Source organism: Bacillus sp. FJAT-29814, assembly GCF_001510715.1.
In the GTDB taxonomy this organism is placed as follows: domain Bacteria; phylum Bacillota; class Bacilli; order Bacillales; family Cytobacillaceae; genus Neobacillus.
This window is the reverse complement of the sequence record NZ_LMTJ01000001.1, coordinates 721,598-743,864: the sequence shown is the minus strand read 5'-3', so window position 1 is coordinate 743,864 and position 22,267 is coordinate 721,598. Positions and strand designations below refer to the sequence as shown.

At 40.4% G+C, this 22,267-nt stretch carries 27 protein-coding genes and 1 pseudogene; 21 read left to right on the top strand and 7 right to left on the bottom strand.

Annotated features, from left to right (window positions below; genetic code table 11):
• Position 1: 1 nt before the first annotated feature.
• Positions 2 to 1,156 carry a VWA domain-containing protein gene (locus tag AR334_RS03475; RefSeq protein ID WP_066304939.1) on the top strand — a complete coding sequence of 385 codons (1,155 nt, stop codon included), beginning with the start codon at positions 2 to 4 and terminating at the stop codon, positions 1,154 to 1,156.
• 242 nt (positions 1,157 to 1,398) lie between these two features.
• On the opposite strand, the gene AR334_RS03470 is transcribed toward AR334_RS03475, so the two are convergent.
• The 3 genes from AR334_RS03470 to AR334_RS03465 all read right to left on the bottom strand — a co-directional run bounded on the left by AR334_RS03470 (position 1,399) and on the right by AR334_RS03465 (position 3,378).
• Positions 1,399 to 2,718: a D-serine ammonia-lyase gene (locus tag AR334_RS03470; protein ID WP_066304935.1), complete on the bottom strand. Its 1,320-nt coding sequence runs from the start codon at positions 2,716 to 2,718 to the stop codon at positions 1,399 to 1,401.
• A gap of 154 nt (positions 2,719 to 2,872) precedes the next feature.
• Complete coding sequence (locus tag AR334_RS28680) at positions 2,873 to 2,983, bottom strand: YjcZ family sporulation protein (RefSeq protein WP_082692766.1); 111 nt, start codon at positions 2,981 to 2,983, stop codon at positions 2,873 to 2,875.
• A gap of 92 nt (positions 2,984 to 3,075) precedes the next feature.
• Positions 3,076 to 3,378 (bottom strand): hypothetical protein, encoded by a 303-nt coding sequence (locus AR334_RS03465; protein ID WP_066304934.1) that lies wholly within the window; start codon positions 3,376 to 3,378, stop codon positions 3,076 to 3,078.
• A gap of 255 nt (positions 3,379 to 3,633) precedes the next feature.
• On the opposite strand from AR334_RS03465, the gene AR334_RS03460 reads away from it, so the two are divergent.
• The gene (locus tag AR334_RS03460) at positions 3,634 to 4,002 is read left to right on the top strand and encodes a rhodanese-like domain-containing protein (protein ID WP_066304932.1); all 369 of its coding nucleotides are present in this window, start codon (positions 3,634 to 3,636) and stop codon (positions 4,000 to 4,002) included.
• 284 nt (positions 4,003 to 4,286) lie between these two features.
• Positions 4,287 to 4,547, top strand: a complete 261-nt coding sequence (locus AR334_RS03455; protein ID WP_066304931.1) for a metal-sensitive transcriptional regulator — start codon at positions 4,287 to 4,289, stop codon at positions 4,545 to 4,547.
• A 34-nt stretch (positions 4,548 to 4,581) separates the two neighbouring features.
• Here the strand turns inward: AR334_RS03455 and AR334_RS28675 are convergent.
• Both AR334_RS28675 and AR334_RS29345 read right to left on the bottom strand, forming a co-directional pair.
• A pseudogene (locus tag AR334_RS28675) lies at positions 4,582 to 4,899 on the bottom strand (redoxin domain-containing protein); the annotation flags it as partial.
• Between the two features lie 15 nt (positions 4,900 to 4,914).
• Positions 4,915 to 5,091 carry a hypothetical protein gene (locus AR334_RS29345; protein ID WP_156431159.1) on the bottom strand — a complete coding sequence of 59 codons (177 nt, stop codon included), beginning with the start codon at positions 5,089 to 5,091 and terminating at the stop codon, positions 4,915 to 4,917.
• A gap of 210 nt (positions 5,092 to 5,301) precedes the next feature.
• Here AR334_RS29345 and AR334_RS03450 point away from each other — a divergent pair, with 210 nt between their 5' ends.
• The 18 genes from AR334_RS03450 (at position 5,302) to AR334_RS29340 (ending at position 20,493) form a co-directional block, all read left to right on the top strand.
• Positions 5,302 to 5,874 carry a DUF2680 domain-containing protein gene (locus tag AR334_RS03450; RefSeq protein ID WP_066304928.1) on the top strand — a complete coding sequence of 191 codons (573 nt, stop codon included), beginning with the start codon at positions 5,302 to 5,304 and terminating at the stop codon, positions 5,872 to 5,874.
• 147 nt (positions 5,875 to 6,021) lie between these two features.
• Positions 6,022 to 6,720, top strand: coding sequence for a response regulator transcription factor (locus tag AR334_RS03445; RefSeq protein WP_066304924.1), 699 nt, complete (start codon positions 6,022 to 6,024; stop codon positions 6,718 to 6,720).
• Positions 6,717 to 8,087, top strand: coding sequence for an ATP-binding protein (locus tag AR334_RS03440; RefSeq protein WP_066304923.1), 1,371 nt, complete (start codon positions 6,717 to 6,719; stop codon positions 8,085 to 8,087). The genes AR334_RS03445 and AR334_RS03440 overlap by 4 nt, the downstream gene beginning before the upstream one ends.
• Before the next feature lie 114 nt (positions 8,088 to 8,201).
• A complete protein-coding gene (locus AR334_RS03435; RefSeq protein ID WP_066304922.1) occupies positions 8,202 to 8,693 on the top strand; it encodes a cytochrome c-type biogenesis protein CcmH in 492 nt (163 codons plus the stop codon).
• Between the two features lie 346 nt (positions 8,694 to 9,039).
• Complete coding sequence (locus AR334_RS03430) at positions 9,040 to 9,270, top strand: glutaredoxin family protein (protein ID WP_066304917.1); 231 nt, start codon at positions 9,040 to 9,042, stop codon at positions 9,268 to 9,270.
• A 132-nt stretch (positions 9,271 to 9,402) separates the two neighbouring features.
• Positions 9,403 to 9,762, top strand: coding sequence for a rhodanese-like domain-containing protein (locus AR334_RS03425; RefSeq protein ID WP_066304916.1), 360 nt, complete (start codon positions 9,403 to 9,405; stop codon positions 9,760 to 9,762).
• Positions 9,763 to 9,948: 186 nt separating this feature from the next.
• Positions 9,949 to 11,892, top strand: coding sequence for an FAD-dependent oxidoreductase (locus AR334_RS03420; protein WP_066304915.1), 1,944 nt, complete (start codon positions 9,949 to 9,951; stop codon positions 11,890 to 11,892).
• A 528-nt stretch (positions 11,893 to 12,420) separates the two neighbouring features.
• A complete protein-coding gene (locus AR334_RS03415; RefSeq protein ID WP_253701171.1) occupies positions 12,421 to 12,783 on the top strand; it encodes a hypothetical protein in 363 nt (120 codons plus the stop codon).
• Positions 12,784 to 12,937: 154 nt separating this feature from the next.
• Positions 12,938 to 13,417 (top strand): DsrE/DsrF/DrsH-like family protein, encoded by a 480-nt coding sequence (locus tag AR334_RS03410; protein WP_066304913.1) that lies wholly within the window; start codon positions 12,938 to 12,940, stop codon positions 13,415 to 13,417.
• Between the two features lie 82 nt (positions 13,418 to 13,499).
• Positions 13,500 to 13,796 (top strand): rhodanese-like domain-containing protein, encoded by a 297-nt coding sequence (locus AR334_RS03405; RefSeq protein WP_066304908.1) that lies wholly within the window; start codon positions 13,500 to 13,502, stop codon positions 13,794 to 13,796.
• A 50-nt stretch (positions 13,797 to 13,846) separates the two neighbouring features.
• Positions 13,847 to 14,416 (top strand): sulfurtransferase TusA family protein, encoded by a 570-nt coding sequence (locus AR334_RS03400; RefSeq protein ID WP_066304906.1) that lies wholly within the window; start codon positions 13,847 to 13,849, stop codon positions 14,414 to 14,416.
• An 84-nt stretch (positions 14,417 to 14,500) separates the two neighbouring features.
• Positions 14,501 to 15,628, top strand: a complete 1,128-nt coding sequence (locus tag AR334_RS03395) for an MBL fold metallo-hydrolase (RefSeq protein WP_066304903.1) — start codon at positions 14,501 to 14,503, stop codon at positions 15,626 to 15,628.
• Between the two features lie 26 nt (positions 15,629 to 15,654).
• Positions 15,655 to 15,882, top strand: coding sequence for a sulfurtransferase TusA family protein (locus tag AR334_RS03390; protein ID WP_066304901.1), 228 nt, complete (start codon positions 15,655 to 15,657; stop codon positions 15,880 to 15,882).
• Between the two features lie 53 nt (positions 15,883 to 15,935).
• On the top strand, positions 15,936 to 16,712 hold the full coding sequence (locus tag AR334_RS03385; protein ID WP_066304900.1) for a sulfite exporter TauE/SafE family protein: 777 nt from the start codon (positions 15,936 to 15,938) through the stop codon (positions 16,710 to 16,712).
• A 221-nt stretch (positions 16,713 to 16,933) separates the two neighbouring features.
• The gene (locus AR334_RS03380; protein ID WP_066305243.1) at positions 16,934 to 17,710 is read left to right on the top strand and encodes a sulfite exporter TauE/SafE family protein; all 777 of its coding nucleotides are present in this window, start codon (positions 16,934 to 16,936) and stop codon (positions 17,708 to 17,710) included.
• A 101-nt stretch (positions 17,711 to 17,811) separates the two neighbouring features.
• The gene (locus AR334_RS30260; protein ID WP_253701170.1) at positions 17,812 to 18,882 is read left to right on the top strand and encodes a redoxin domain-containing protein; all 1,071 of its coding nucleotides are present in this window, start codon (positions 17,812 to 17,814) and stop codon (positions 18,880 to 18,882) included.
• Positions 18,883 to 19,315: 433 nt separating this feature from the next.
• Positions 19,316 to 20,284: a UV DNA damage repair endonuclease UvsE gene (uvsE, locus tag AR334_RS03370; protein WP_066304899.1), complete on the top strand. Its 969-nt coding sequence runs from the start codon at positions 19,316 to 19,318 to the stop codon at positions 20,282 to 20,284.
• A 68-nt stretch (positions 20,285 to 20,352) separates the two neighbouring features.
• Positions 20,353 to 20,493 (top strand): hypothetical protein, encoded by a 141-nt coding sequence (locus AR334_RS29340; RefSeq protein WP_156431158.1) that lies wholly within the window; start codon positions 20,353 to 20,355, stop codon positions 20,491 to 20,493.
• Positions 20,494 to 20,635: 142 nt separating this feature from the next.
• Here AR334_RS29340 and AR334_RS03365 read toward each other — a convergent pair whose 3' ends face one another.
• Together AR334_RS03365 and AR334_RS03360 are read right to left on the bottom strand one after the other, a co-directional pair.
• Positions 20,636 to 20,953, bottom strand: coding sequence for a hypothetical protein (locus AR334_RS03365; protein ID WP_066304898.1), 318 nt, complete (start codon positions 20,951 to 20,953; stop codon positions 20,636 to 20,638).
• Positions 20,954 to 21,029: 76 nt separating this feature from the next.
• Positions 21,030 to 22,187 carry an MFS transporter gene (locus AR334_RS03360; RefSeq protein ID WP_082692764.1) on the bottom strand — a complete coding sequence of 386 codons (1,158 nt, stop codon included), beginning with the start codon at positions 22,185 to 22,187 and terminating at the stop codon, positions 21,030 to 21,032.
• Positions 22,188 to 22,267 lie beyond the last annotated feature (80 nt).

The window sequence follows — 22,267 nt, the reverse complement described above, 5'->3', positions numbered from 1 at the left end:
GATGGATATGAAGGAAAAAATGAAACGTTGGCGTTTGGTTCTTGGAACGGCGGCAGAAGTGCAATTTGCCGGTCGGAATGGTGGCGAATCGCTTTTGTCAGAAGAAGAACGGTTAATGGATGAAGCTCTTTCCGCCATTTACGATCAAGACAAAAGTGCGGGATTAGGGCAATCAGGCGGCTACCATTTAACAAAATGGCTTGGCGATGTGCGCAGCTTTTTTCCGGAGGATGTCGTTTCCGTTATCCAAGGAGATGCGATTGAAAAAAAAGGGCTTACCCAGCTATTGTTCGAACCTGAGACTTTAAGAAATGTCAAACCAAGTATTGAAATGGTGGCAACCCTGATGACATTAAAAGGAAAAATTCCCGAACGGACCAAGGATACTGCCCGTGAATTGGTCAGGGCTGTTATCGAGGAAATTAAACTGCGGCTTGAAAATCAGGTAGAGCAGGCGGTGCGCGGGGCGATTAATCGAAAGAAACGAACGATGCTGCCAAGCGGGGCAAAGAGCATTGATTGGAAATATACGATTCAGCGGAACCTGAAACATTATGATACGAAGCGAAAAATAATCATTCCCGAGCGGTTTTATTTTTTCGACCAAAAACGAAAAAATGGCCAGTGGAACATCATATTGGATATCGACCAAAGCGGCTCAATGGCGTCTTCGGTCATTTATGCTTCGATTATCGGATCCATCTTTGCTAGTATTCCGGCGCTGGAGACTCACGTCATCGCTTTTGATACAGAAGTGGTGGATTTATCGGAAAAATGCAAGGACGACCCGGTTGATATGCTGTTCGGGATCCAACTTGGCGGCGGCACAGATATTAATAAATCGCTTGCTTACTGCGAGCCGTTCATTACCGACCCGGCAAAAACCATCTTTATCTTGATTTCCGATTTATATGAGGGCGGCAATCAGGCAGGGATGCTACGCAGGATGAAAGAGATGCGCGAGTCAGGTGTCCAGGTCATCGCATTGCTGGCACTCTCGGATAAAGGGATCCCGAGTTATGACGAAAATAATGCAAGAAGGCTGGCAGGCATGGGCATTCCCTGCTTTGGCTGTACGCCGGAGCGATTGCCGGAGCTGCTAGAGGAAGCATTGTCGGGGAAAGACTTGAGCAAGTGGGCTAGCAAACAAAAATAATAAAATAACAAAGCAGAATTATGTTTGAATGATTCTGCTTTATTAATTTTAATTGCAAATGTACATCGGTATAAAGGCCCCCATATTTTGGATGCAATCGTGATGTGCACCAAGTTTTTAAAAGGGGATGAACATGATTCCACAAAGGCTTCAAAAATTGAAGATCTGACAATGCAGTTTGGTTTAATAAAATAATTTGCCTTACTTATTCAGCCCCGCCTCCATTAAAGGCGGGGTCAAGATTATGATATATTTCCTTTTTGGTAATACTCCGCTAAAATTTCTTTCGGCACCATACTGCCGCCGGTTGCCCAGACAATGTGTGTGCTGCAATCCATTTTATTCAGTAATTCAGACTTTTCAAGATACCCAGTTCCGTATTGTTTTAGATTTACAGGTCCCAACATCCCGGCTAATGCTGACGGTTCAAGATATATTCTCTCCGAATCTGCCAAATCCTTCAACAGCTTATACATTTGCTCGTCGCTAATGGTATAGATCCCTGATAACAACGGTTCCATGACTTTCCCTACAAATCCAGATGGCCGGCCGACCGCCAGACCATCTGCGTCGGTTACATTATCGATTCCGATATCCCCGACGGAGATTTGGTCGTGCAACCCCGTCATCATACCGAGCAGCATGCAAGGGGAGTGAGTCGGTTCGGCAAAGAAACAGTGTACATGAACCCCAAACACGAGTTTAAGGCCAAATGCCACACCTCCGGGACCGCCGCCGACTCCACAGGGAAGGTAAACGAATAACGGGTGATCTCCATCCACCAACATACCCGAAGACTCCAATTGCTTTTTTAAACGGAAAGCCGCTACCGCATAGCCTAAAAACAAGTCACGTGAATTTTCGTCGTCAACGAAATGACAGTTAGGGTCGGTCTCGGCCTGACGGCGTCCTTCTTCAACCGCTTTGCTATAATCGGCTGCATATTCAATAACGTTAACTCCCTTACTGCGTAGCAAATCCTTTTTCCATTGCTTGGCATCGGCAGACATATGGACCGTAACGTTAAACCCCAATTTTGCGCTGATGATGCCAATACTTAAGCCAAGATTACCCGTGGAACCAACAGCGATGGAATACTGCGAGAAAAAGGAACGAAACCTTTCGCTGTCAAGAATCGAATAATTGTCCTCAAGGGTAAGCATTCGATGCTGCAGCGCCAGTTGTTCCGCCTGCTTGAGAACTTCATAAATCCCGCCTCTCGCTTTAATCGAACCGGAGATTGGTAGATGAGAGTCACATTTTAGCAATAATTGACCCAAGATTTGCTGACCGTAATCCTTCTTCATTAACAACTTCATATTCTGTAGGTCCACTAACGGCGATTCAATCATACCGCCATCAGCAAGAGTTTCCGGAAAAACTTTCAAGATATAGGGAGCAAAGCGCTTTAACCGTTCCTCTGCAGCCTTCACATCAGCGTAAGTTAGCGGGGATTCAGCCATTCCCTCATTAGCATTTTTTATTTGGGAGTTAAACCAAAATACCTCTTGTAATGAGGTGAGTTTTTCTATTAAAGGGAATTGCTGGGTATGTATTTTCATTCCAAATCCTCCCGAACCCAAGTTAATATTCATTTTAACACACAAGGTTCGCAGACAGTTCATCCATGAAAAATAAAAACAGCCATGGTTTGAACCATGACTGTCCATTATGAAATTAAACCAAATCGCGGTTTATTATTTCATAATTTTTCCATTAATACCAATAGCCGCCCATGAAGCTAGCACCTACGATGATCAACAGAATAAATAGAACAACAATTAGAGCAAAACCTGCTCCAGCTCCGTATCCGCCACCGCCGCTCATTCATATCACCTCCATATCTTTATTACAAAATATGATTGGAGGTACAGCGACGTATAGACAAACATGTATTTTCAAGCTATTTTTTTAGTCAGTTAATTGTGATCGTGACTTTCGCTGAAGTGTTGGTCATGACTTTCACTGAAGTCTTCAAATTCAGGCCCAGGCGGCATAAAGCCAAACGGCCCCCGCGGAGCCATTTCCGAGCGATACAAGGCCACTATTTCTTCTTTTCGGATTAAAACCTTGACCGGACGATGAACAGCCCGATTTAATAATACGATGGCATCGGTGCCTACCTTAAGCAGCCTTCCCTCAAAATTCCCATGTGTTGTTACTACATTAACCTCTTCTTTTAAGTGTTCCTTTGCAAATTCATGAAAAATTGTTTCACCCATTTTCCATCCTCCTCTCAGGATAGTAAATGCATATTATAGGAAAATGAGATTGTTTTATTCATTTTTTTTTAACTGGTAAAGAGCTTTACTGAATTAGACCAAAAAGGCAATGTAGGTTCAAATGAATGAATAGTACAAAAAATCGTAACTTCCTGGTACATCATGAAATTGTTCAAAAAGTTTTCACCGCCTCAAATACCGGCATAGGTATATAATGAAGTTATAATTGATGTCATTTTAGATGAGGTGGAGAAATTGAAAAAAACATCAATGGTGTTGGCACTATTAATGCTCCTTATGGTGGGCGCTTGTGGAAACGCCGGATACAAAAATGTTTCCCAGGAAGAGGCAAAAAAATTGATCGATAAAAAAGAAGTTACTGTATTGGATGTTAGGACACCAGAGGAATTCCAACAAGGGCATATTCCTGGTGCTACGTTAATCCCAGTTCAAATTTTAGATGGTTCCCTAGATGAGTTAGATAAGGATACTGCCTATTTGGTGGTATGCCGCAGTGGCAACCGATCGGTTCAAGCCAGTGACATCTTAACTAACAATGGGTTTACCCAGGTCTATAACATGACCGGTGGAATGAATACGTGGACCTATGAATTGGAGCAATAAACATTTTTTCTGAGTTTTGCAATAGTGAATGACAAAATGTAAGAACCTTTACATTTTGTCATTTTTTTTTTGAGAAAAATACCCAGATTGTTCATAATTTGAGAATAAAATGCTTATACTAACAATTCCTATGATTTTACTTGGTAATAGTCGGTGTGTTTGATATAATTTATTTTGAGATAAAATATTGATAGATTATCGAATTGGAATAGTATTGACAGTATACCCTTATGGGTATAATATAAATCGTATCAGTACTGTTTTAAAGGAGGGCGGATGGATATATGGATTATAATGATCAAATAAAAAATAGAGTGAAGCGGATTGAGGGCCAGCTACGGGGAATCTTGAGAATGATGGAAGAGGACAAAGAATGTAAAGATGTCATTACCCAGCTCTCAGCAGCGAGAACTGCCATTGACCGGACGATCGGAGTAATCGTCAGTTCCAATTTGGTTAATTGCGTTCAAAAAGCAGAGGAAAAAGGCGAAAGCATGGAAGATTTAGTAAAAGAGGCCGTTAATTTATTAGTAAAAAGCCGATAAAAAAGGGGCCTGCTTAAGCCCCTTTTTTTTAGTTTTATTGCCCCACTTTTTCAGCTGCATAGTTGATAATATCCGCTGCTGCTTCTCCAAACGGATCGATTTGCTGTGCCTCGATAACTTCCCCTTTATTATCAAGAATTACGAAACCGCGCATTGATTTTGTAGGCTCTTCTGGATCTTTTAGGCCTGCTTTTTCAATCATTTGGAGCGATTCATCCGATAATACCGGAAAATCAAGATTTAATTCCTTTTTTAACTGCTTATGGTTTTCTAAAGTGTCAGCACTAATGGCATATATGTCACCAGGAAAACTTGAAAATAAGTTTGTATTTTTTTGCAGCTCGACCAGCTGTGATTTACAGTAGTCTCAGCCAATTCCAGTGAAGAAAAATAGTAATGTCGGCTGTTCCTTATTATCTAAGAGTACTGTTTTTCCATTTTCATCCTTTAGGGCATTTTCATTCTCATTAGAAGAACATCCGGTTCCTATAATAGAGATGACTATCATTGAAAATATAAGAATTAGAAATTTTCTTTTTAGCATGGGTGCACCTCCTTTCGGTATTTAATTCGTTTTAATTATACCCGATGGTGTATAGGTATTAAATTTGCAAATTTGAATAAAATTCAAACTTTCATGAATATAAGCGAATCTTAACAAGTTCTTGACATTTCCTAAAAAGATTCTGGAAATTCCCCCTGTAAATTAAAAGTGTAAGGTGAACTTACAAATTTTTAAAAGGAGTGGATTTATATGAAATGGAATTACGTTTTGGCGGCAGGTGCTTTTATCGGGTTTTTTTCTCTAGGTGCAATGTTTTCTCCGATTGAGAAAATGTCCGCAACTGAAAATGGTCAAAAGTTTTCCGTAGTCCAAACATCGAATGAGAACAAATCTCCTCAACAAGGACAAGCTGGATATTCTTGCCCGATGAATGGAGGGCAGATGGACCATGGTGCAGGTATGGGTATGATGGGTTCAATGAACGCTGAAATTGCTGAAGCACTTGGCATGACAACAGAAGAATTCCAAGCAGCCCGTCATGAAGGGAAATCTGTTGCAGATCTTGCAAAAGACAAAGAAATCAGCGTGGATCAGCTTTTAGCTGTTATGATTGAGACCAGAAAAGCAAATCTTGAAAAGCTTGTCAAAGATGGAAAGCTTACACAAGAACAAATGGACTCCATGCTGGAAAATATGACAGCCATGATGAAACAAGCAATTGAACGGAATACTACAGGACCAATGCACAGGAGCGGAAAAGGTATGGGCTATGGCGGTCATTGGAACCAACAAACCCAAACCAATAGTGGTTCGGAAATTTAATAGAAATTGTAAAAAAAGCTCTGAGCCAAGGCTTCAGAGTTTTTTCAAGTTTAGGATTTTTTGAAGATTTAACGAAGTCGTCATATTTTTATACCGGGATGAGGTGATTCTTCCACTATAATATGAGCAAGCTAGGAGGTTGAGAAAATGGATCAGATCATTGCTATTGTGGATGATGAAATAAAAATCCGGGATATGGTTAGAACCTTTTTGGAAAATGAAGGGTTCAAAACGGTTGAAGCAGCAGACGGAGTGGAAGCAGTCGATATAATGGACAACGATAAAGTGGATCTTATCCTATTGGATGTTATGATGCCTCGTAAAGACGGTCTTCAGGCATTAAGAGAAATTCGGTTAAAACATAAACATGTGCCTGTCATCATGCTAACGGCAAAAACAGAGGAAATAGACAAATTGCTGGGACTTGAAATGGGAGCGGATGATTATATCACCAAGCCATTCAGTTTGCGGGAGCTGGCCGCCAGAATAAGAGCGGTCTTGAGGAGGAGCAGCTCAAACGCTGATATCCTTGAAGCAGATGAACTTCTGCTAAGGGATGAAATTACAATCAACATATCTACTTATGAAGCAAGGCTAAATGATGAAATATTGAATCTGACTCCAACTGAATATAAAATCCTGGTCACGCTCGCGAGAAAACCAGGCCGCGTCTATAGCCGCCTTCAATTGATGAATAGCGCAATGGGGGAGGAATATGTAAACTATGAACGTTCAATTGATACCCACGTCAGCAATTTACGAAAAAAAATAGAAAAAGACCCGGCGCATCCGAAATACATTCATACGGTATATGGTATTGGATATCGTTTCGGTGATAAGAAATGAAATTGCAAACGAAGTTGATTGCTGCCTTTATTGTGATAATTTTGTTGATGGGGATAAGCCAGTCACTCTTTTTACAAACGAGCATCCGGTCGACGTTCCAAAACTATCTGGATCAGCACACAAACAATTTTATGCTCCGGATGGAACAATCCCTCGAAGCTTATTATGACGAATCAGGGTCTTGGGATGATGTGCAGGAGCTTTTCTTTGAATATAATTCCACAACTGGCCAAGGACATGGGATGATGATGCGAAGAATGATGATGAATATGTCCCTGTCGAGTGACGATCTGCTCCTTCTTGATCTGAATGGAAAGGTGATTGGCGACTCGTCAGGCACAAGAATCGGAACAGACGGAAATGACTTAACCGGTAAGAAAATTTCTTTAAACGTAAACCATGGTAAAATCGGGACTTTGGTCCTTCATCAACGGCAGCTTCAAAATCTAGAAAAAGAATTTATGCAATCATCCAATACGGCAATTTTTATCAGTGGCTTATTTGCAGCAATTGCGGCACTCCTGTCCAGTATTTTCATCGCAAAAAAGATCTCTAAACCATTAAAAGTCCTAATGGGTGGAATTAAACAGATTGGCGACGGACAAAAAGTTCATGAAATCAATATCTCAACCACAGGGGAGTTTTACGAACTTAGCGAAGCATTTAATGACATGATCAAGAAATTGAATCGAAATGAAGAGGTTAGACGGTCTTTAGTGGCAGATGTGGCCCATGAACTGAGGACACCATTGGCCATACTTCAGGGAAAACTGGAATCAATTCAAGAGGGGATCACCGCTCCAACGGAGGAAACTATCCTTGAACTGACTGATGAAGTATATCGATTAAGCCGATTGGTAAAGGATTTGCAACAGTTAAGTCTGGCGGAGGCTGGCAAACTTAAGTTAAATCTGGCACCTGTAAATATTAATGAGCTGATTGATAAAGTGTGCCACCATTTTAAGTGGCTGGCAGAAGAAAAGGGGATTATGCTTCGTCATGATCATATACCCAATAACTGTTCTCCTAGAATAGATACAGACAGAATGACCCAAGTCTTTGTGAATTTGATTGGCAATGCGCTCCGACACACACCATTAGGAGGAATAGTTGAGGTTTCTGCTCAGCAACAGGGAGATTTATTGTTAATTCGAGTTGCTGATACTGGAAAGGGCATACCCGCTGAGAAACTTCCACATATTTTTGACCGTTTTTATAAAGCGGATGCCTCTAGAACGCGGAGTGAAAGCGGCACAGGTCTGGGGTTATCCATTGCAAAGGGATTTATTGAAGCACATGGTGGTGTCATAACTGTTGAGAGTCAAGTAGGCAGGGGGACCTTATTTTTAATTACGATCCCCTGTTAAATAACGATATTCCAGCCTTAATATGTCATGAAATCGCCATAAAAATAAAACAGGTGCATGTTATAATATACTATATAGGGTATATGAAATGGCAGGAATGGAGGTGTTTTTACATTGAAACGTATTTTTGGATTGGTATGTGTTTTTATGCTATTTTCAAGTTCTCTCCATGCTGTTGCAGAAGAAAAGTCCGCTAAACAAAGCTATGACTACACCAATTCGGAATTTAAAGCGACAGTGGACATGCTTTATATGGATGGGCATAGTAATGACGATCTTGCAAGCTGCCAGGTAAAACAGGAATATTATCAAGATGTGGGCGGGATGTTTTTTGATAAAGGAATGTCGAAGGATGAAATCTTGGATTACTACAAAAATGAACTAGGCGTATTTGCGGTAAATGCGCCGCCTGGTAAAGGCTTTAATCTTGTTCTCTGGGTTCTCCCGTTTCTTTTAATCTTTATTATGTTTATCATTATCTATTATGTTGTAAAAAGATGGAAGCGAAATCAATTCGAGGCTCCAGTCGAGGAGCAAACCTACTCAAATGAGTTGGATGATGTTTACGCATCGATGATTGAAGAAGAACGAAAGAAATTTGTATAATTTCTAATCAGTATTCAGTTTCAATATATTGCCTGCTCTCTTGAAAAGCTTTAGAGAGCAGGAATTTTTCGCTTTACAATATACCCTGGTGGGTATATAATAATCACTATAGAAAAGATAAGTAAGAATGTTGAGGGAGGTCTAAACCATGGGTAAAGAATCAAGACAAGTCAAAGATCGCAGTACAACTGGTTCTTGAGGAATCAGCCGGCCAAAAGTTTCTGAGGATGGGAAGCGGGTAAAACAACCGATTCCAATATGACCAGGAACTCTAGTCTGGCTCCTGGGAGGAGCCATTTACCTGATTGTTAAAACATTTAATTAATTATAAAAAGGAGAGGGTTAAATGAATCAAATTACCGTGTATACAACAAATACATGTCCTTATTGTGTCATGATGAAAAACTTTCTAGCTCAACAAGGACTTCCATTTAAAGAAGTGAATGTTCAACAGGATCAGGCTGCCGCTGCTCGTTTAGTAAGAACAACCGGCCAGTTGGGAGTTCCCCAAACTGAAGTAAACGGTCAGTGGGTGTTGGGATATGACCCAGACAAGGTAATGGGATTAGTAAGGTAAAATTTTGTGCTAGAATTACAATTTATGTCCGTCACTTGAAAGGTGTGGCTTAGACTTAAGGCACACTTTTTTTGTGAGCAGAAAACGCGTGAAAAATACCTATATTGGTATAAGTGGACAAGGAGGATTACAATGGATTACTTAAATTATCTTATTATTGCTTTGTTTCTTTATTTTATCATCAAGCGATTATTGCCAACAAAGGGTGTTACTAACATAACAACAACGCAATTAAAATCTATTTTACAAGATAAAAATAAACAGTTTGTTGATGTTCGTACTCCTGCAGAATATAAAGGTAACCATATACGAGGTTTCAAGAACATTCCGCTCCACCAGCTAGAGCAAAAAGCTGAGAAGGAACTTTTAAAGCAAAAAGACGTAGTTGTGATCTGTCAAAGTGGAATGAGAAGCCAAAAAGCAAGTAAGGTATTGAAGAAATTAGGTTACAATGTGACGAACGTAAGAGGCGGTATGAGTGCTTGGAATTAGGGGGCTTTTAGCTCTCTTTTTTTATGAAAATTGAAGATTATGAAGAATTTGTGACAACTATACTATGTTACTTTACATTATCTACAGGTGTTTTATAATACCCATATAGGTATATAACCCATACGGGTATATCTAAAATAACAATGTTTATAAGTGAAATTTATATATAATAATGGAGGGATTGTCATGACTAAGAAAGTTATTATTATCGGTGGAGTAGCCGGTGGTGCAACTGCAGCAGCAAGATTGAGAAGAATCAGTGAAGACGTGGAAATTATCCTGGTCGAACGAGGGGAGCATATTTCATTTGCGAACTGCGGATTGCCTTATTATATCGGTGAAACAATTAAGGACCGCAGCAAATTATTGGTTCAAACCGTCAAGGGTATGTCGGAACGTTTTAATCTTGATATTCGCAACTTAAGTGAAGCAATGAGCATAATCCCAGAAACGAAAACTGTGATAATCAAGAATTTGCAAACAGGTGAAGTATACGAAGAATCCTATGATAAATTGTTGTTATCACCAGGGGCAAGGCCGATTGTCCCGCCAATCCCAGGATTAAATGAAAACCAGTCACTATTTACATTAAGAAATATTCCTGATACAGATAAAATTAAGAGCTATGTTGATTCTAAGCATCCTAAAAAAGCAGTAGTTGTTGGCGGCGGTTTTATCGGCATCGAAATGGCTGAAAACCTAGTTGATAGAGGGGTGGAAGTGACCATCGTTGAAATGGCCGACCAGATCATGGCGCCAATTGATTTCGAAATGGCCAGCATTCTGCATACTCATTTAAAGGAAAAAGGCGTGAAGCTTATTTTGGAAAACGGCGTCCAATCATTTACCGATCAAGGCAAAAAAGTAATCCTATCTGATGGTACGGAAATTGACACCGATATGACCATCCTTTCAATCGGTGTCAGACCTGAAAATGAATTGGCTAAAACAGCAGGATTGGAGTTAGGCGAGCGTGGTGGCATCATCGTCAACGAATACCTGCAGACTTCGAATGAAGATATCTATGCAGTTGGAGATGCCATTGAGGTTGTTGATTATATTAGCGGTTCAAAGGTAATGATTCCGCTGGCAGGACCGGCAAACCGTCAGGGCCGAATTGCTGCCAATAACATGATGGGTAAGCGTGAAAAGTATCAAGGAACATTGGGTACGTCCATTGCCAAAGTATTCGATTTGACTGTTGCGGCGACAGGCAACAACGAGAAAATTTTAAAGCGATTGGGTGTACCATATGAAGTTGTACACATCCACCCTAGTTCACACGCAGGGTACTACCCAGGTGCCGCACCTATCTCGTTAAAATTGATTTTTAATAAAGAAAGCGGAAAAATCTTCGGTGCCCAAGCGGTTGGTTCAGATGGCGCTGATAAGAGAATGGACGTCATTGCTACAGCAATCAAAGGTGGCTTAACCGTTGAAGACTTGACCAATCTGGAATTGTCTTATGCACCGCCATATTCTTCTGCAAAAGACCCAGTGAACATGGCTGGTTATGTTGCTACAAATATTATTGAAGGTGAACTGGAAGCCGTGCAATGGTATGAAATTGATGGAATCGTGGCTGATGGAGGACTTTTAATAGATGTCCGAGAACCTATGGAGCGTGAATTTGGCTTTATCGAAGGCTCAATCAATATTCCACTCAATGATTTGCGGAACATATTGTCAAAACTTCCAAAGGATCAAACCATTTATGTCAGCTGTCAGGTGGGCTTAAGGGGCTACTTGGCAAGCCGCATCTTGAAAAATAATGGCTTCAAAGTGAAAAACGTTGACGGTGGCTGGAAAACCTATTCATCTGTATTCGGCAGCAATATAAACAAAAATGTTGCTACGTCAACAAACGACCTTGGAGAAACGGTTGTAGAAAATACAAGTGAACTGAAGGTCGATTCAGTAGTGGATGTGACCGGATTAACTTGCCCAATGCCAATCATTAAATTAAAAAAAGGCCTTGAATCCTTGGATAGCGGCCAAGTATTAGAGCTGCATGTAACAGATAAGGGTGCATTAAATGACCTGCCGGCATGGTCATTTAATGCGGGTCACTCCATTCTAAATACAGAAGTAGACAAAAGCTTGATAAAATTTTGGATCGAGAAGAAATAAACAGAGCAAATGCTTAGAGCATGACTAAAATAAAAAGTCATGCTCTTCTCATCTTACGATTAGCTATGTCCATTCTGACCGTTAATTTTATGATACGTTGGTGCTTTCAATGTATGTTTCCAACGCAGGATGAAATTCTTTTTGATAATGATTGTCAGGGCAAGTTTTGATGATCGTTGCTTTGAAAAAATTTGAGTTATTTGTCTCCAAGACTTTATTGCAAATCGGACATTTATCAGTAAAAAGGCATTTTATCAGGCTCATTTCTCATGCTCCTTTTCAATAATCTAAAACCTTAAATTCTTATATATATACTAGGAATTATAAATGGATGTTTTATTTTTTTCAATAGAAGGTTACTCTTACATGTGGTTAGGTGTTTACCATAATTTATGAGCGGTATAAACGAGTGGTGAACAGTAGCTTACTTTTGTCGTTAATCTTAATAAAATTTTTATTGACAATATACCTATATGGGTATATTATATAACTTATCGATGACATTAGCTTTAGTTCAAGGAGGAACAAATGACCAGCTTAATGACCATTTTAATATTTTTATATGCAATATTAATATACAAACGTTATGTCCCCGTTTTGGGAATTCCTTTTATCAATTTGGATAATCTTGATTATGATAACAGGGTGATTATTGATCTTAGAGATTTTAACATATCCTACAAGGATCCTGTAAAAGGGGCGGTCAATATTCCGATTGCGTATTTAAACAGAAGCATTGCCGAGATTCCAAACCGTGAGATATATATTATTGCTTCAAGTTCACTTGAAAAAAACTTGGGGATCCGTTCGTTAAGAAAAAAAGGATTTCGTGTAGTTGGATACACTATTTACGATACTGATACCTCTATTAAAGTTAGTAAGTGTGCTTAAGTCAACAATAAAAAAGAGTTGACACCTACAACATTTGCTATTAACATTATACCCATGGGGGTAATAATGTTAAGTATATTTTTTTTTTTTTGGAATTAAAAATACCCATACACGTATTGGTTTAAATAAAACATACAATTCAGGAGGTAACAAAATGACAGAGAAAAAGAAAACAACGATTATCTTATTTAGCGGTGATTACGATAAAGCAATGGCAGCCTACATTATTGCAAACGGCGCTGCTGCTTATGATCATGAGGTCACGATTTTTCATACATTTTGGGGATTGAATGCCCTAAGAAAGGATGAAAATATTCCTGTTCAAAAAGGGTTTATGGAAAAAATGTTTGCAAAAATGATGCCAAAAGGCGCAGATAAAATGGGGCTGTCTAAGATGAATTTCGCTGGGATGGGGCCAAAAATGATTAAGGGTGTCATAAAGAAGCATAATGCGATGACTCTTCCTCAATTAATTGAAATGGCCCAAGAGCAGGACGTTAAATTAGTAGCATGTACCATGACAATGGATTTATTAGGCCTGCAAAAAGAAGAATTATTGGAAAATATTGAGTATGCAGGTGTTGCTGCTTATTTGGCGGATGCGCAAGATGGAAATGTTAACCTATTTATCTAATCACTGACAGGGGGAAGCCCCCTAAATATAAATGGCGGTGGTGATGCCGCCTGGTCATATTTTGAAGGAGGTAAAGTGAACAATGAGAGAAATAAGTGCAAAAGAAGTAGAAACATCATTGGCTGAAGGCAAAGAATTAAATATCATTGATGTGCGTGAAGTAGATGAGGTTAAAACCGGAAAAATTCCAGGTGCAAAGAATATCCGCTTGGGACTGTTAGAGTTCCTTATGCATGAACTGGATAAGGCGAAGGAATATATTATCGTTTGCCGTTCAGGCGCCCGAAGTGCCCGCGCAGTACAATTTCTTGAATATCATGGCTACAATGTCATAAATATGACTGGTGGCATGATGGCTTGGGAAGGTAATGTCGAGTAAAATATTATCAAAAAATATACCCGTATTGGTATATAATTGGAGGTTATACAATGGAAAACATAAAGGCAAATGTGATACTGGATGCAAAAGGGTTGGCATGTCCAATGCCCATTGTTAAAACAAAAAAGGCAATGAAGGATTTGGAAGCTGGTCTTGTGTTAGAGGTGCAAGCAACTGACAAAGGTTCAAAGGCCGATATGAAGGCATGGGCAGAAAGTACGGGGCATCAATATTTAGGCACCTTGGAGGAAGGTCAAGTTTTAAAGCACTATTTACGAAAGTCCTCCCAAAATGAGACATTGGAAAAAAAGCATCCACATGTCATTACTAATGATGAGCTTGAAGCCAAGCTAGAAGCCAATGAAAAGGTCGTTGTTCTTGATGTGAGAGAAGCTGCAGAATATGCGTTTAACCATATTCCAAATGCCATTTGCATTCCTTTGGGGGAATTGGAAAACCGCATGGAGGAATTAAATAACGAAGACAAAATTTTTGTCGTCTGTCGGACAGGGAACCGCAGTGATATGGCTGCACAAAAGTTAGTAGAGAAGGGTTTCGCCAATGTTGTGAATGTCGTCCCAGGTATGAGTGAATGGTCCGGAAAAACCACTGGTATTTAAAGAAATAGCATCTGGCATTCTATCGCTGTTATAATGAGACAAATTTTTTTGAAATAAAATATACTCTAGGGGGTAATTTTAAAAATGACTATGAAAGCTATGAGTTCAAAAGAAGTAACACAAAAGATATTTAATAAACAAGAATTATTTATCCTGGATGTCCGAAATGAAAGTGACTTTAAAGATTGGAAAATTGAAGGGGAAAACGTCGAACATCTGAATATCCCGTATTTTGAATTGCTTGATGGCGTAGATGAGATTCTTGAGAAAATTCCTTCCGATCAGGATGTTCTGGTTGTCTGTGCAAAGGAAGGGTCATCCGTCATGGTGGCGGAGATGCTTTCTGATGTTGGGTTAACCGTTTCCTACCTTGAAGGCGGCATGAAGGCTTGGAGTGAATACTTAGAACCAGTTAAGGTAGGGGATTTAACAGATGGCGGAGAGCTATACCAATTTGTCCGCATTGGTAAAGGATGTCTGTCCTACATGGTTGTTTCAAACGGAGAAGCGGCACTCATTGATGCTACTCGGATGACAGATGTATACTTTGAATTTGCTAACAAGATTGGTGCAAAAATTACCCATGTATTTGATACACATTTACATGCCGACCATATTTCTGGCGGCAGAAGTATTGCTGAAAAAACTGGCGCTGCTTATTGGCTCCCACCAAAGGATGCAACGGAAGTCACATTTTCCTATCAGCCTTTGGAAGATGGCAATGACGTGGAGATTGGTTCAGTGAAAATTAATATTCAAGCACTCTACTCTCCTGGTCATACAATTGGTTCCACTTCATTTATTGTGGATGAGAAGTACTTACTTTCAGGCGATATCCTATTCATTGACTCGATTGGAAGGCCGGATTTAGCTGGTTTGGCACAGGATTGGGTCGGTGATTTGCGCGAAAGTTTATATAAACGCTACAGAGAGCTATCTGAGGAACTGATTGTTCTTCCAGCACACTTTATGATTATTGAAGAGTTGAACGAAGATGGTAGTGTGTCTGAAAAGCTTGGTACACTGTTTACTAAAAACCATGGCTTAAATATTGAAGATGAAAATGAATTCCGTAAGCTTGTGACGGAAAATCTCCCGCCACAGCCAAATGCTTATCAAGAAATCCGTGAAACGAATATGGGGAAAATAAACCCTGATGAAGAAAAACAACGTGAAATGGAAATTGGACCAAATCGCTGTGCAGTTCGATAAATTTAACACTTTAGGAGGAGATTTAAATGGAAGCAAATAAATTCTTGGATGCAAAAGGATTGGCTTGCCCAATGCCAATCGTAAAAACAAGAAAAGCAATGAATGATTTGGAGTCGGGGCAAATACTGGAAATCCATGCAACAGATAAAGGAGCAAAAAACGATCTTACTGCCTGGGCGAAATCAGGCGGACACGAATTAGTGAAACATGAAGAAGAGAACGGCACACTTAAATTTTGGATTAAGAAAGGTTAAATAGTCATAAGGGGACCAAGTACGGTTCCCTTATTTTAAAGGGGTGAAACATCGTGGATTTTGGTTTTATCATTACGATTTTCTTAATTGGTTTTATTGGTTCCTATATTTCGGGAATGCTGGGAATTGGCGGTTCGATCATTAAATACCCAATGCTTTTATATATTCCGCCACTGTTGGGAGTAGCTGCGTTCTCTGCGCATGAGGTATCAGGGATAAGTGCCGTACAGGTGTTTTTCGCCACCATCGGCGGGGTTTGGGCCTATAGGAAAGGGGGTTATTTAAACAAAAGCTTAATTGGTTATATGGGCGCAAGTATCCTCATCGGAAGCTTTGTTGGAGGGTACGGTTCCAGATTAATGTCAGAAAGCAGCATAAATTTAGTTTATGGGATATTAGCCTTGATTGCCGCGGTCATGATGTTTATTCCGAAAAAAGGAATTGATGATATTCCACTTGATCAAGTGAAATTTAATAAATGGCTGGCTGCCTCACTTGCCTTGATTGTTGGGGTCGGTTCAGGTATCGTAGGTGCAGCTGGTGCTTTTTTATTGGTACCAATCATGCTGGTAGTATTAAAAATTCCAACCCGGATGACGATTGCATCATCTTTGGCGATCACATTCATTTCCTCAATCGGTGCAACGGTCGGTAAGATTACAACTGGTCAAGTAGATTTTGAGCCTGCATTGATTATGGTCATTGCCAGCTTAATTGCATCACCGCTGGGAGCGATGGCTGGAAAGAAAATAAACACAAAAATCCTCCAGGTAATCCTCGCTTTTTTGATTTTGGCAACAGCCATAAAAATCTGGATAGATATACTATAAGCAATGCTAATTGGGCCATTTCAAGGCCCTTTTTTATTTTAAGCAGATAAATTTTTATATAATACCTTTTATTTTATGATCTTCCTGCATGGGCTAAATCAGGCGGACACGAATTAGTGAAACATGAAGAAGATAATGGTATATTAAAGTTCTGGATTAAAAAAGGGATAATTGAATTAAGGGAGCCAATCGGGTTCCCTTATTTTAAGGAGTGGAACACCGTGGAATTAGGCTTTATCGTGACGATTTTCATCATTGGATTTATTGGTTCTTTTATTTCTGGGATGCTTGGAATAGGCGGGGCCATTATTAATTTCCCCATGCTTCTATATATACCTGCACTAGTTGGTGTCGCCCATTTTACAGCACATGAAGTTTCCGGTATAACGGCCATCCAAGTGTTCTTTTCAACTATCGGCGGTATTTGGGTGTACCGTAAAGGTGGTTTTTTAAACAAAACGCTCATTGTCTACATGGGTGGCGGCGTGTTGCTTGGTAGTTTTATCGGCGGATATAGCTCCACACATATGCCGGAGAGTGGCATTAATATTGTATATGGGGTATTAGCGTTAATTGCCGCAATTATGATGTTCGTGCCTAAAAAAGGATTGGATGATATCCCTTTGGATCAAGTGAAATTTAATAAATGGCTGGCTGCTACATTATCCTTCGTTGTCGGAATCGGAGCAGGGATTGTCGGGGCTGGCGGGGCATTTCTGTTAATACCGATCATGCTATCGGTGTTAAAAATACCGACAAGAATGACAATTGCCTCTTCCTTGGCCATTACCCTCATTTCATCTATTGGATCTATTAGCGGAAAAATCTCAACCGGCCAGATTCCCCTTCTGCCGTCCATTATTCTGGTTATTGTCAGTTTGATTGCTTCACCACTCGGTGCCTCCTCCGGAAAAAGAATAAATACAAAGCTGCTGCAAGTGGTAATGGGGATTTTAATCGTAACAGTTGCTATTAAGACGTGGCTGGAAATCTTATAAAAGGGGCTTTGTAGGCCCTTTTTTGTTTACAGTCATATCTTTTTTCTTGTTATACCCCTTATAGTATAATGAGAAGAATTAAAACTATTAAGGGGGCGTACATGCAATTCATTCAGATTGGTTCTTTGGCGGTATCGTTAAAATGGCTTTTGCTCGGGATTGCTCTAGTTTTAGGGCTACTTACGATTAAACTGTGGCTTAAACAAACTCAAGAAAACGAAATACATAAAAAGGTCCTTGATTTAATCGCAAATACATTATTTTTAGGGTTTTTTGTTTGGAAAGGGAGCTTGGTTATTCTAGAACCTTCACTGGTAATCAAAAGCCCAATGTCTTTATTATATTTTACCGGTGGAACTCACGGATTAATTATAGCCACTTTAAGTGCAAGTTTTTACTTCGTGTACAAATCACGAAGAATGAACCTCTCCAATTTGTTCATCCTGCAATCGGGAATCATGTTTATTTTTTCTGTCATCGGCGGATATTACTTCATGGCTTTTTGGTTATTTCCTGTTCAAAGCACATTTCACCTTGTTTTTAGCATATGTTCGATTCTTATCGTTGGATTTATTTTATTTAAGCATGATCCAAAGGAGGCAATTGAAGTGGTGAAAAAAATCTTGGCCATCACGGTTTTGGCTGGCCTGATCGGATGGTTGGCATATGATCGATTTGTGGCACCGACTGAAGCTGAGAAAACTGTACAGAAGAGTAATCCTGTTGATCAATCTGTGGAAATAGGCATTCAAGAGGGAAATCGTGCGCCTAATTTTCAATTGAAAAATTTAGAAGGTGATGAAGTAGCCTTAAACGATTTGAAAGGAAAGAAGGTAATTCTGAATCTGTGGGCTACTTGGTGTCCGCCATGTAAGGCTGAAATGCCACATATGCAGGAATTTTACCAGGAACAAAAAGGAAAAGATGTCGAAATCCTGGCTGTGAACTTAACGACTGCAGAGAAGAATCCAAACGGAGTCGGTCAGTTTGTGAAGGATTATGGTCTAACCTTTCCGGTTGTGCTGGATACGGCAGGTGCAGTTGGGGATGCCTATCAAGCGTTCACAATTCCCACGAGTTATTTCATTGATAGAAATGGTATCATCCAAAAACGAATTGTCGGGCCAATGGATAAGGGAATGATGACCGAATTAATCAATAGTATTGATTAATGATGAAAAACCTTCCTTGTTTACGTGAAACATTTTATTACAAACTAAAAAATAATCAGTGTTGGAAAGAGGGATCATTGTGGTTAAAGCAACACATGCAGCAATTTCGAAAATTACCGAAGAAGTACAAGATGTGATTAATGAAGGTAAGAAGCCATTCATCCGCCTCGAAATGGGAATTGGCTGAGGCGGTCCGCAGCTGCGTCTGACTCTGGAGGAGTCAGCTTTAGAAAATGATGAAATCACCGAAATAGAAGGCATTCAGTTTTTGGTGAATGAACGTGACCAAATATATTTTCAAGATGCAAAACTTGATTACGTCCGAAGTATAATGGGTGGGGGACAGTTTAAGGTCCTGCGAGTGTAATTTAGGGGCTGAAGGGCCTCTTTTTTTTGGCAAACTTTCACATACTAAGGGAAAGAGGTGAAAGTAATGACCCTAGTAAGACTCGGCTATGTAGCAATGAGCATGGAACTGAAAAATGCCTCGCCTTCCAAAACCATGACATTTGCCCAATTCCAAAAAATAGATGATCGTGAAGCCGCTCTCCGCAAATTGGAACGCATTGCACAACAAAATTTACATAATACTCTAAGAATCATGCGGCATAATGTCGCCTCGGAGATCCATTTTTACCGGTTGACCTCAAGGCTGATTCCACTGGCCAATCATGAGGAGCTCCTTGATTGGGATTACCTGAAACCGCTGAAACGGGATTTGCAGGAGCTAGGGGAGTACATTAACGAGCATCACGTAAGAGTTGATTTCCATCCGGACCATTTTGTTCTGATCAACTCTCCTCAGCCGGAGAACTTGAAAAATTCCATCCGTACCTTGAAGCTCCATTATAGGCTATTGAGGGGGATGGGCATTAATCCGATCCATCGATGTGTCATGCATGTGGGCGGTAACTACAAAGAAACCGAAACATCACTGGAGCGATTTGTGGAAAATTGGATGGATGTACCTAAAGGAATTCAAAAAATGATCATGCTCGAAAATGATGATACCTCTTTTACCTTGGACGACACCTTGTATTTATGCGAGAAGCTGGAGATTCCGCTGGTATTTGATTATCATCATCACCTGGCCCATCATCAAAACCCAAATTGGGAAGAAAACTGGGAGCGAGTTGTCGGAACATGGAAACACTCGCACCTTCCCATAAAGATGCATATTTCCAGTCCTAAAAGCGAAAAAGAGTTCCGGCACCATTCGGATTATGTGGACATAGACATGTTTTTCAAATTTCTCAGTGTCATTCAAGGAAGCGTCCCGCAAATTGACTGCATGATTGAAGCCAAGAAAAAAGATGAGGCTTTGTTTCATTTGATGGAGGAAATTAAAACGAGAAATGATGTCGAAATCATTGATGGCTCTTCCTTTCATCTAAAATCATAATTCCGGTTAAGAAAGCAAACAATAGAGAAGGATGGTTATTTTCCAATAAAAATGCGGGGGTATGAAGAATGGCAAACCGACAAGCAAACCGAAATCAGCAGCAAAAAGGGAAATACACGGATGGTTCGGGTACACAGTATCATAAAGAGCATGCCGGAAATGTTCCAGGTTATGGCAATAACCCTGCGGAACAAAATCAAAAGTCGTAAAAACAAAGACCGCACTCGGCGGTCTTTATTTTTTGGCTAATAAGAAATTATAAAATTGTCCCAAATTTTATAATTTCTTAACGCATAAATTCAACTACGCCTCTGTCTTCGTCCTTACGGACTCGCCAATCGACGAGTTTCATTAATAATTATAATATCGCAATGTCTCCACTTTCGATGTTGGGACTTCTTCAGTAATATTGCCTTTTTCGTCTTTGTAAACCTCGTATTCCTGATAGGTTTCCACAATATACCCATCCACTTTTTCCCGTTTGACAAGCTTTTCAATCAGTTCGGGCCCCTCATCCTTGGGTTCTACCGCCACAGGCTCCACCGCTACAGGTTGATCGGCGATAAAAACGAAGTCCGAATTTAAAAATGAGAAAGGAGATTCCAGATAAGCCAGTAATCCTAAGGTTAACAGCAGGCAAAACGCATATAATATATTTTTTGATTTCATGGGTCCGATAGCTCCTTTTTGGATGAATCCTCGTAACCCATTTTATGCATGTCCAAGCAACATATGACTTCCACGTTTAAAAGTTGGTTTGTTTTGCCTTGGCACGAAACCCAAGGAAGAGAACGAACGCGACCACGGTGAGCAGCACCCCGGAAATATAGGGAAGTCCAATCGTAATAGAAAATAGCCACCCGCCAAGCACCGGACCGATAATCCGGCCTAATGAATCAAACGATGATAAAAGACCTGTGGAACTGCCGTGTCCAGAGGTCGATATTTTGGTCAACAGTGACGAAACGCTCGGTCGAATGACGCCATTGCCAATCCCGAATATCGTTAGATAAATCGCCGCGGTCGTGAAATTGTTTACGAGTAAAATCAAGCCAAACCCAATTGCCGAAACAATCATGCCGCCTTGAATCACGGCGCTTTCGCCGTATTTCTTTGTCCAGCGGCCAACCAGGCCACCTTGGACCATCGCCCCTGCAAACCCCATAATCATGAAGATGTACCCTAACTGGGTTGACCCTAAACCGGCTCTCTCGGCAGCAAAATAAGCAAAGGTCGCTTCTAGTCCGGACAAGGATAAAGAGATAAACAATTGGACGAAAAAGAGCACGGACACATCAGGGGTGAACGCTTTCCATACGGATTGCCTTTCATCAGCAACTTCGCCCTTGCCCTGTTTTGATTCCTTCAAGAGGATCGCCACAAGAATCAACGTTATCAGCGAAGAAATACCCGCAAGATAAAATGGCAAACTTAAGCTGTTTTTTGAAAAAATCCCGCCGACTGCCGGCCCGAATACGAACCCCAATCCAACTGCAGCGCCGACAATGCCCATACCTTTGCCCCGATTTTCTTCGGTGGTGATGTCAGCAACATAGGCCATCGCAGTCGGCATATTGGCTGAAGACAGGATCCCGCCAATGATACGGGCCGCAAACAGCATCCATAGTTGGGTTGAAATGGCCTGGATAAAGAATGATAACGCCAGTCCGGTAATTCCGATCATCATGACCGGTTTACGGCCGATCCGATCGGACAACCGGCCCCACATCGGCGCGAAAATAAGCTGCATTAAGGAATAGACGGCCATTAACAGCCCGAGTTCGGTTGGACTTGCCCCCATTTCCTCTGCATAGAAGGGCAGCACCGGGATGATAATTCCGAATCCGATCATAACAAGAAACATGACTACAAATAAAATAGGTAAAGCAGATTTTGCCTGCAAGGATGTTCACTCCTTAAATACTACATATAAGTTCATTTTTTAGTCCATGTACAATTATCACCTAGCCTGGCAGGATAATG

Bases quoted from the DNA above. Each gene is read 5' to 3' on its own strand.
- AR334_RS03475 (WP_066304939.1), top strand. From the start codon at position 2: ATGGATATGAAGGAAAAAATGAAACGTTGGCGTTTGGTTCTTGGAACG.
- AR334_RS03470 (WP_066304935.1), bottom strand. From the start codon at position 2,718: ATGAAAATACATACCCAGCAATTCCCTTTAATAGAAAAACTCACCTCA.
- AR334_RS28680 (WP_082692766.1), bottom strand. From the start codon at position 2,983: ATGAGCGGCGGTGGCGGATACGGAGCTGGAGCAGGTTTTGCTCTAATT.
- AR334_RS03465 (WP_066304934.1), bottom strand. From the start codon at position 3,378: ATGGGTGAAACAATTTTTCATGAATTTGCAAAGGAACACTTAAAAGAA.
- AR334_RS03455 (WP_066304931.1), top strand. From the start codon at position 4,287: ATGGATTATAATGATCAAATAAAAAATAGAGTGAAGCGGATTGAGGGC.
- AR334_RS29345 (WP_156431159.1), bottom strand. From the start codon at position 5,091: ATGCTAAAAAGAAAATTTCTAATTCTTATATTTTCAATGATAGTCATC.
- AR334_RS03450 (WP_066304928.1), top strand. From the start codon at position 5,302: ATGAAATGGAATTACGTTTTGGCGGCAGGTGCTTTTATCGGGTTTTTT.
- AR334_RS03445 (WP_066304924.1), top strand. From the start codon at position 6,022: ATGGATCAGATCATTGCTATTGTGGATGATGAAATAAAAATCCGGGAT.
- AR334_RS03440 (WP_066304923.1), top strand. From the start codon at position 6,717: ATGAAATTGCAAACGAAGTTGATTGCTGCCTTTATTGTGATAATTTTG.
- AR334_RS03430 (WP_066304917.1), top strand. From the start codon at position 9,040: ATGAATCAAATTACCGTGTATACAACAAATACATGTCCTTATTGTGTC.
- AR334_RS03425 (WP_066304916.1), top strand. From the start codon at position 9,403: ATGGATTACTTAAATTATCTTATTATTGCTTTGTTTCTTTATTTTATC.
- AR334_RS03420 (WP_066304915.1), top strand. From the start codon at position 9,949: ATGACTAAGAAAGTTATTATTATCGGTGGAGTAGCCGGTGGTGCAACT.
- AR334_RS03415 (WP_253701171.1), top strand. From the start codon at position 12,421: ATGACCAGCTTAATGACCATTTTAATATTTTTATATGCAATATTAATA.
- AR334_RS03410 (WP_066304913.1), top strand. From the start codon at position 12,938: ATGACAGAGAAAAAGAAAACAACGATTATCTTATTTAGCGGTGATTAC.
- AR334_RS03405 (WP_066304908.1), top strand. From the start codon at position 13,500: ATGAGAGAAATAAGTGCAAAAGAAGTAGAAACATCATTGGCTGAAGGC.
- AR334_RS03400 (WP_066304906.1), top strand. From the start codon at position 13,847: ATGGAAAACATAAAGGCAAATGTGATACTGGATGCAAAAGGGTTGGCA.
- AR334_RS03395 (WP_066304903.1), top strand. From the start codon at position 14,501: ATGACTATGAAAGCTATGAGTTCAAAAGAAGTAACACAAAAGATATTT.
- AR334_RS03390 (WP_066304901.1), top strand. From the start codon at position 15,655: ATGGAAGCAAATAAATTCTTGGATGCAAAAGGATTGGCTTGCCCAATG.
- AR334_RS30260 (WP_253701170.1), top strand. From the start codon at position 17,812: ATGCAATTCATTCAGATTGGTTCTTTGGCGGTATCGTTAAAATGGCTT.
- uvsE (WP_066304899.1), top strand. From the start codon at position 19,316: ATGACCCTAGTAAGACTCGGCTATGTAGCAATGAGCATGGAACTGAAA.
- AR334_RS29340 (WP_156431158.1), top strand. From the start codon at position 20,353: ATGGCAAACCGACAAGCAAACCGAAATCAGCAGCAAAAAGGGAAATAC.
- AR334_RS03365 (WP_066304898.1), bottom strand. From the start codon at position 20,953: ATGAAATCAAAAAATATATTATATGCGTTTTGCCTGCTGTTAACCTTA.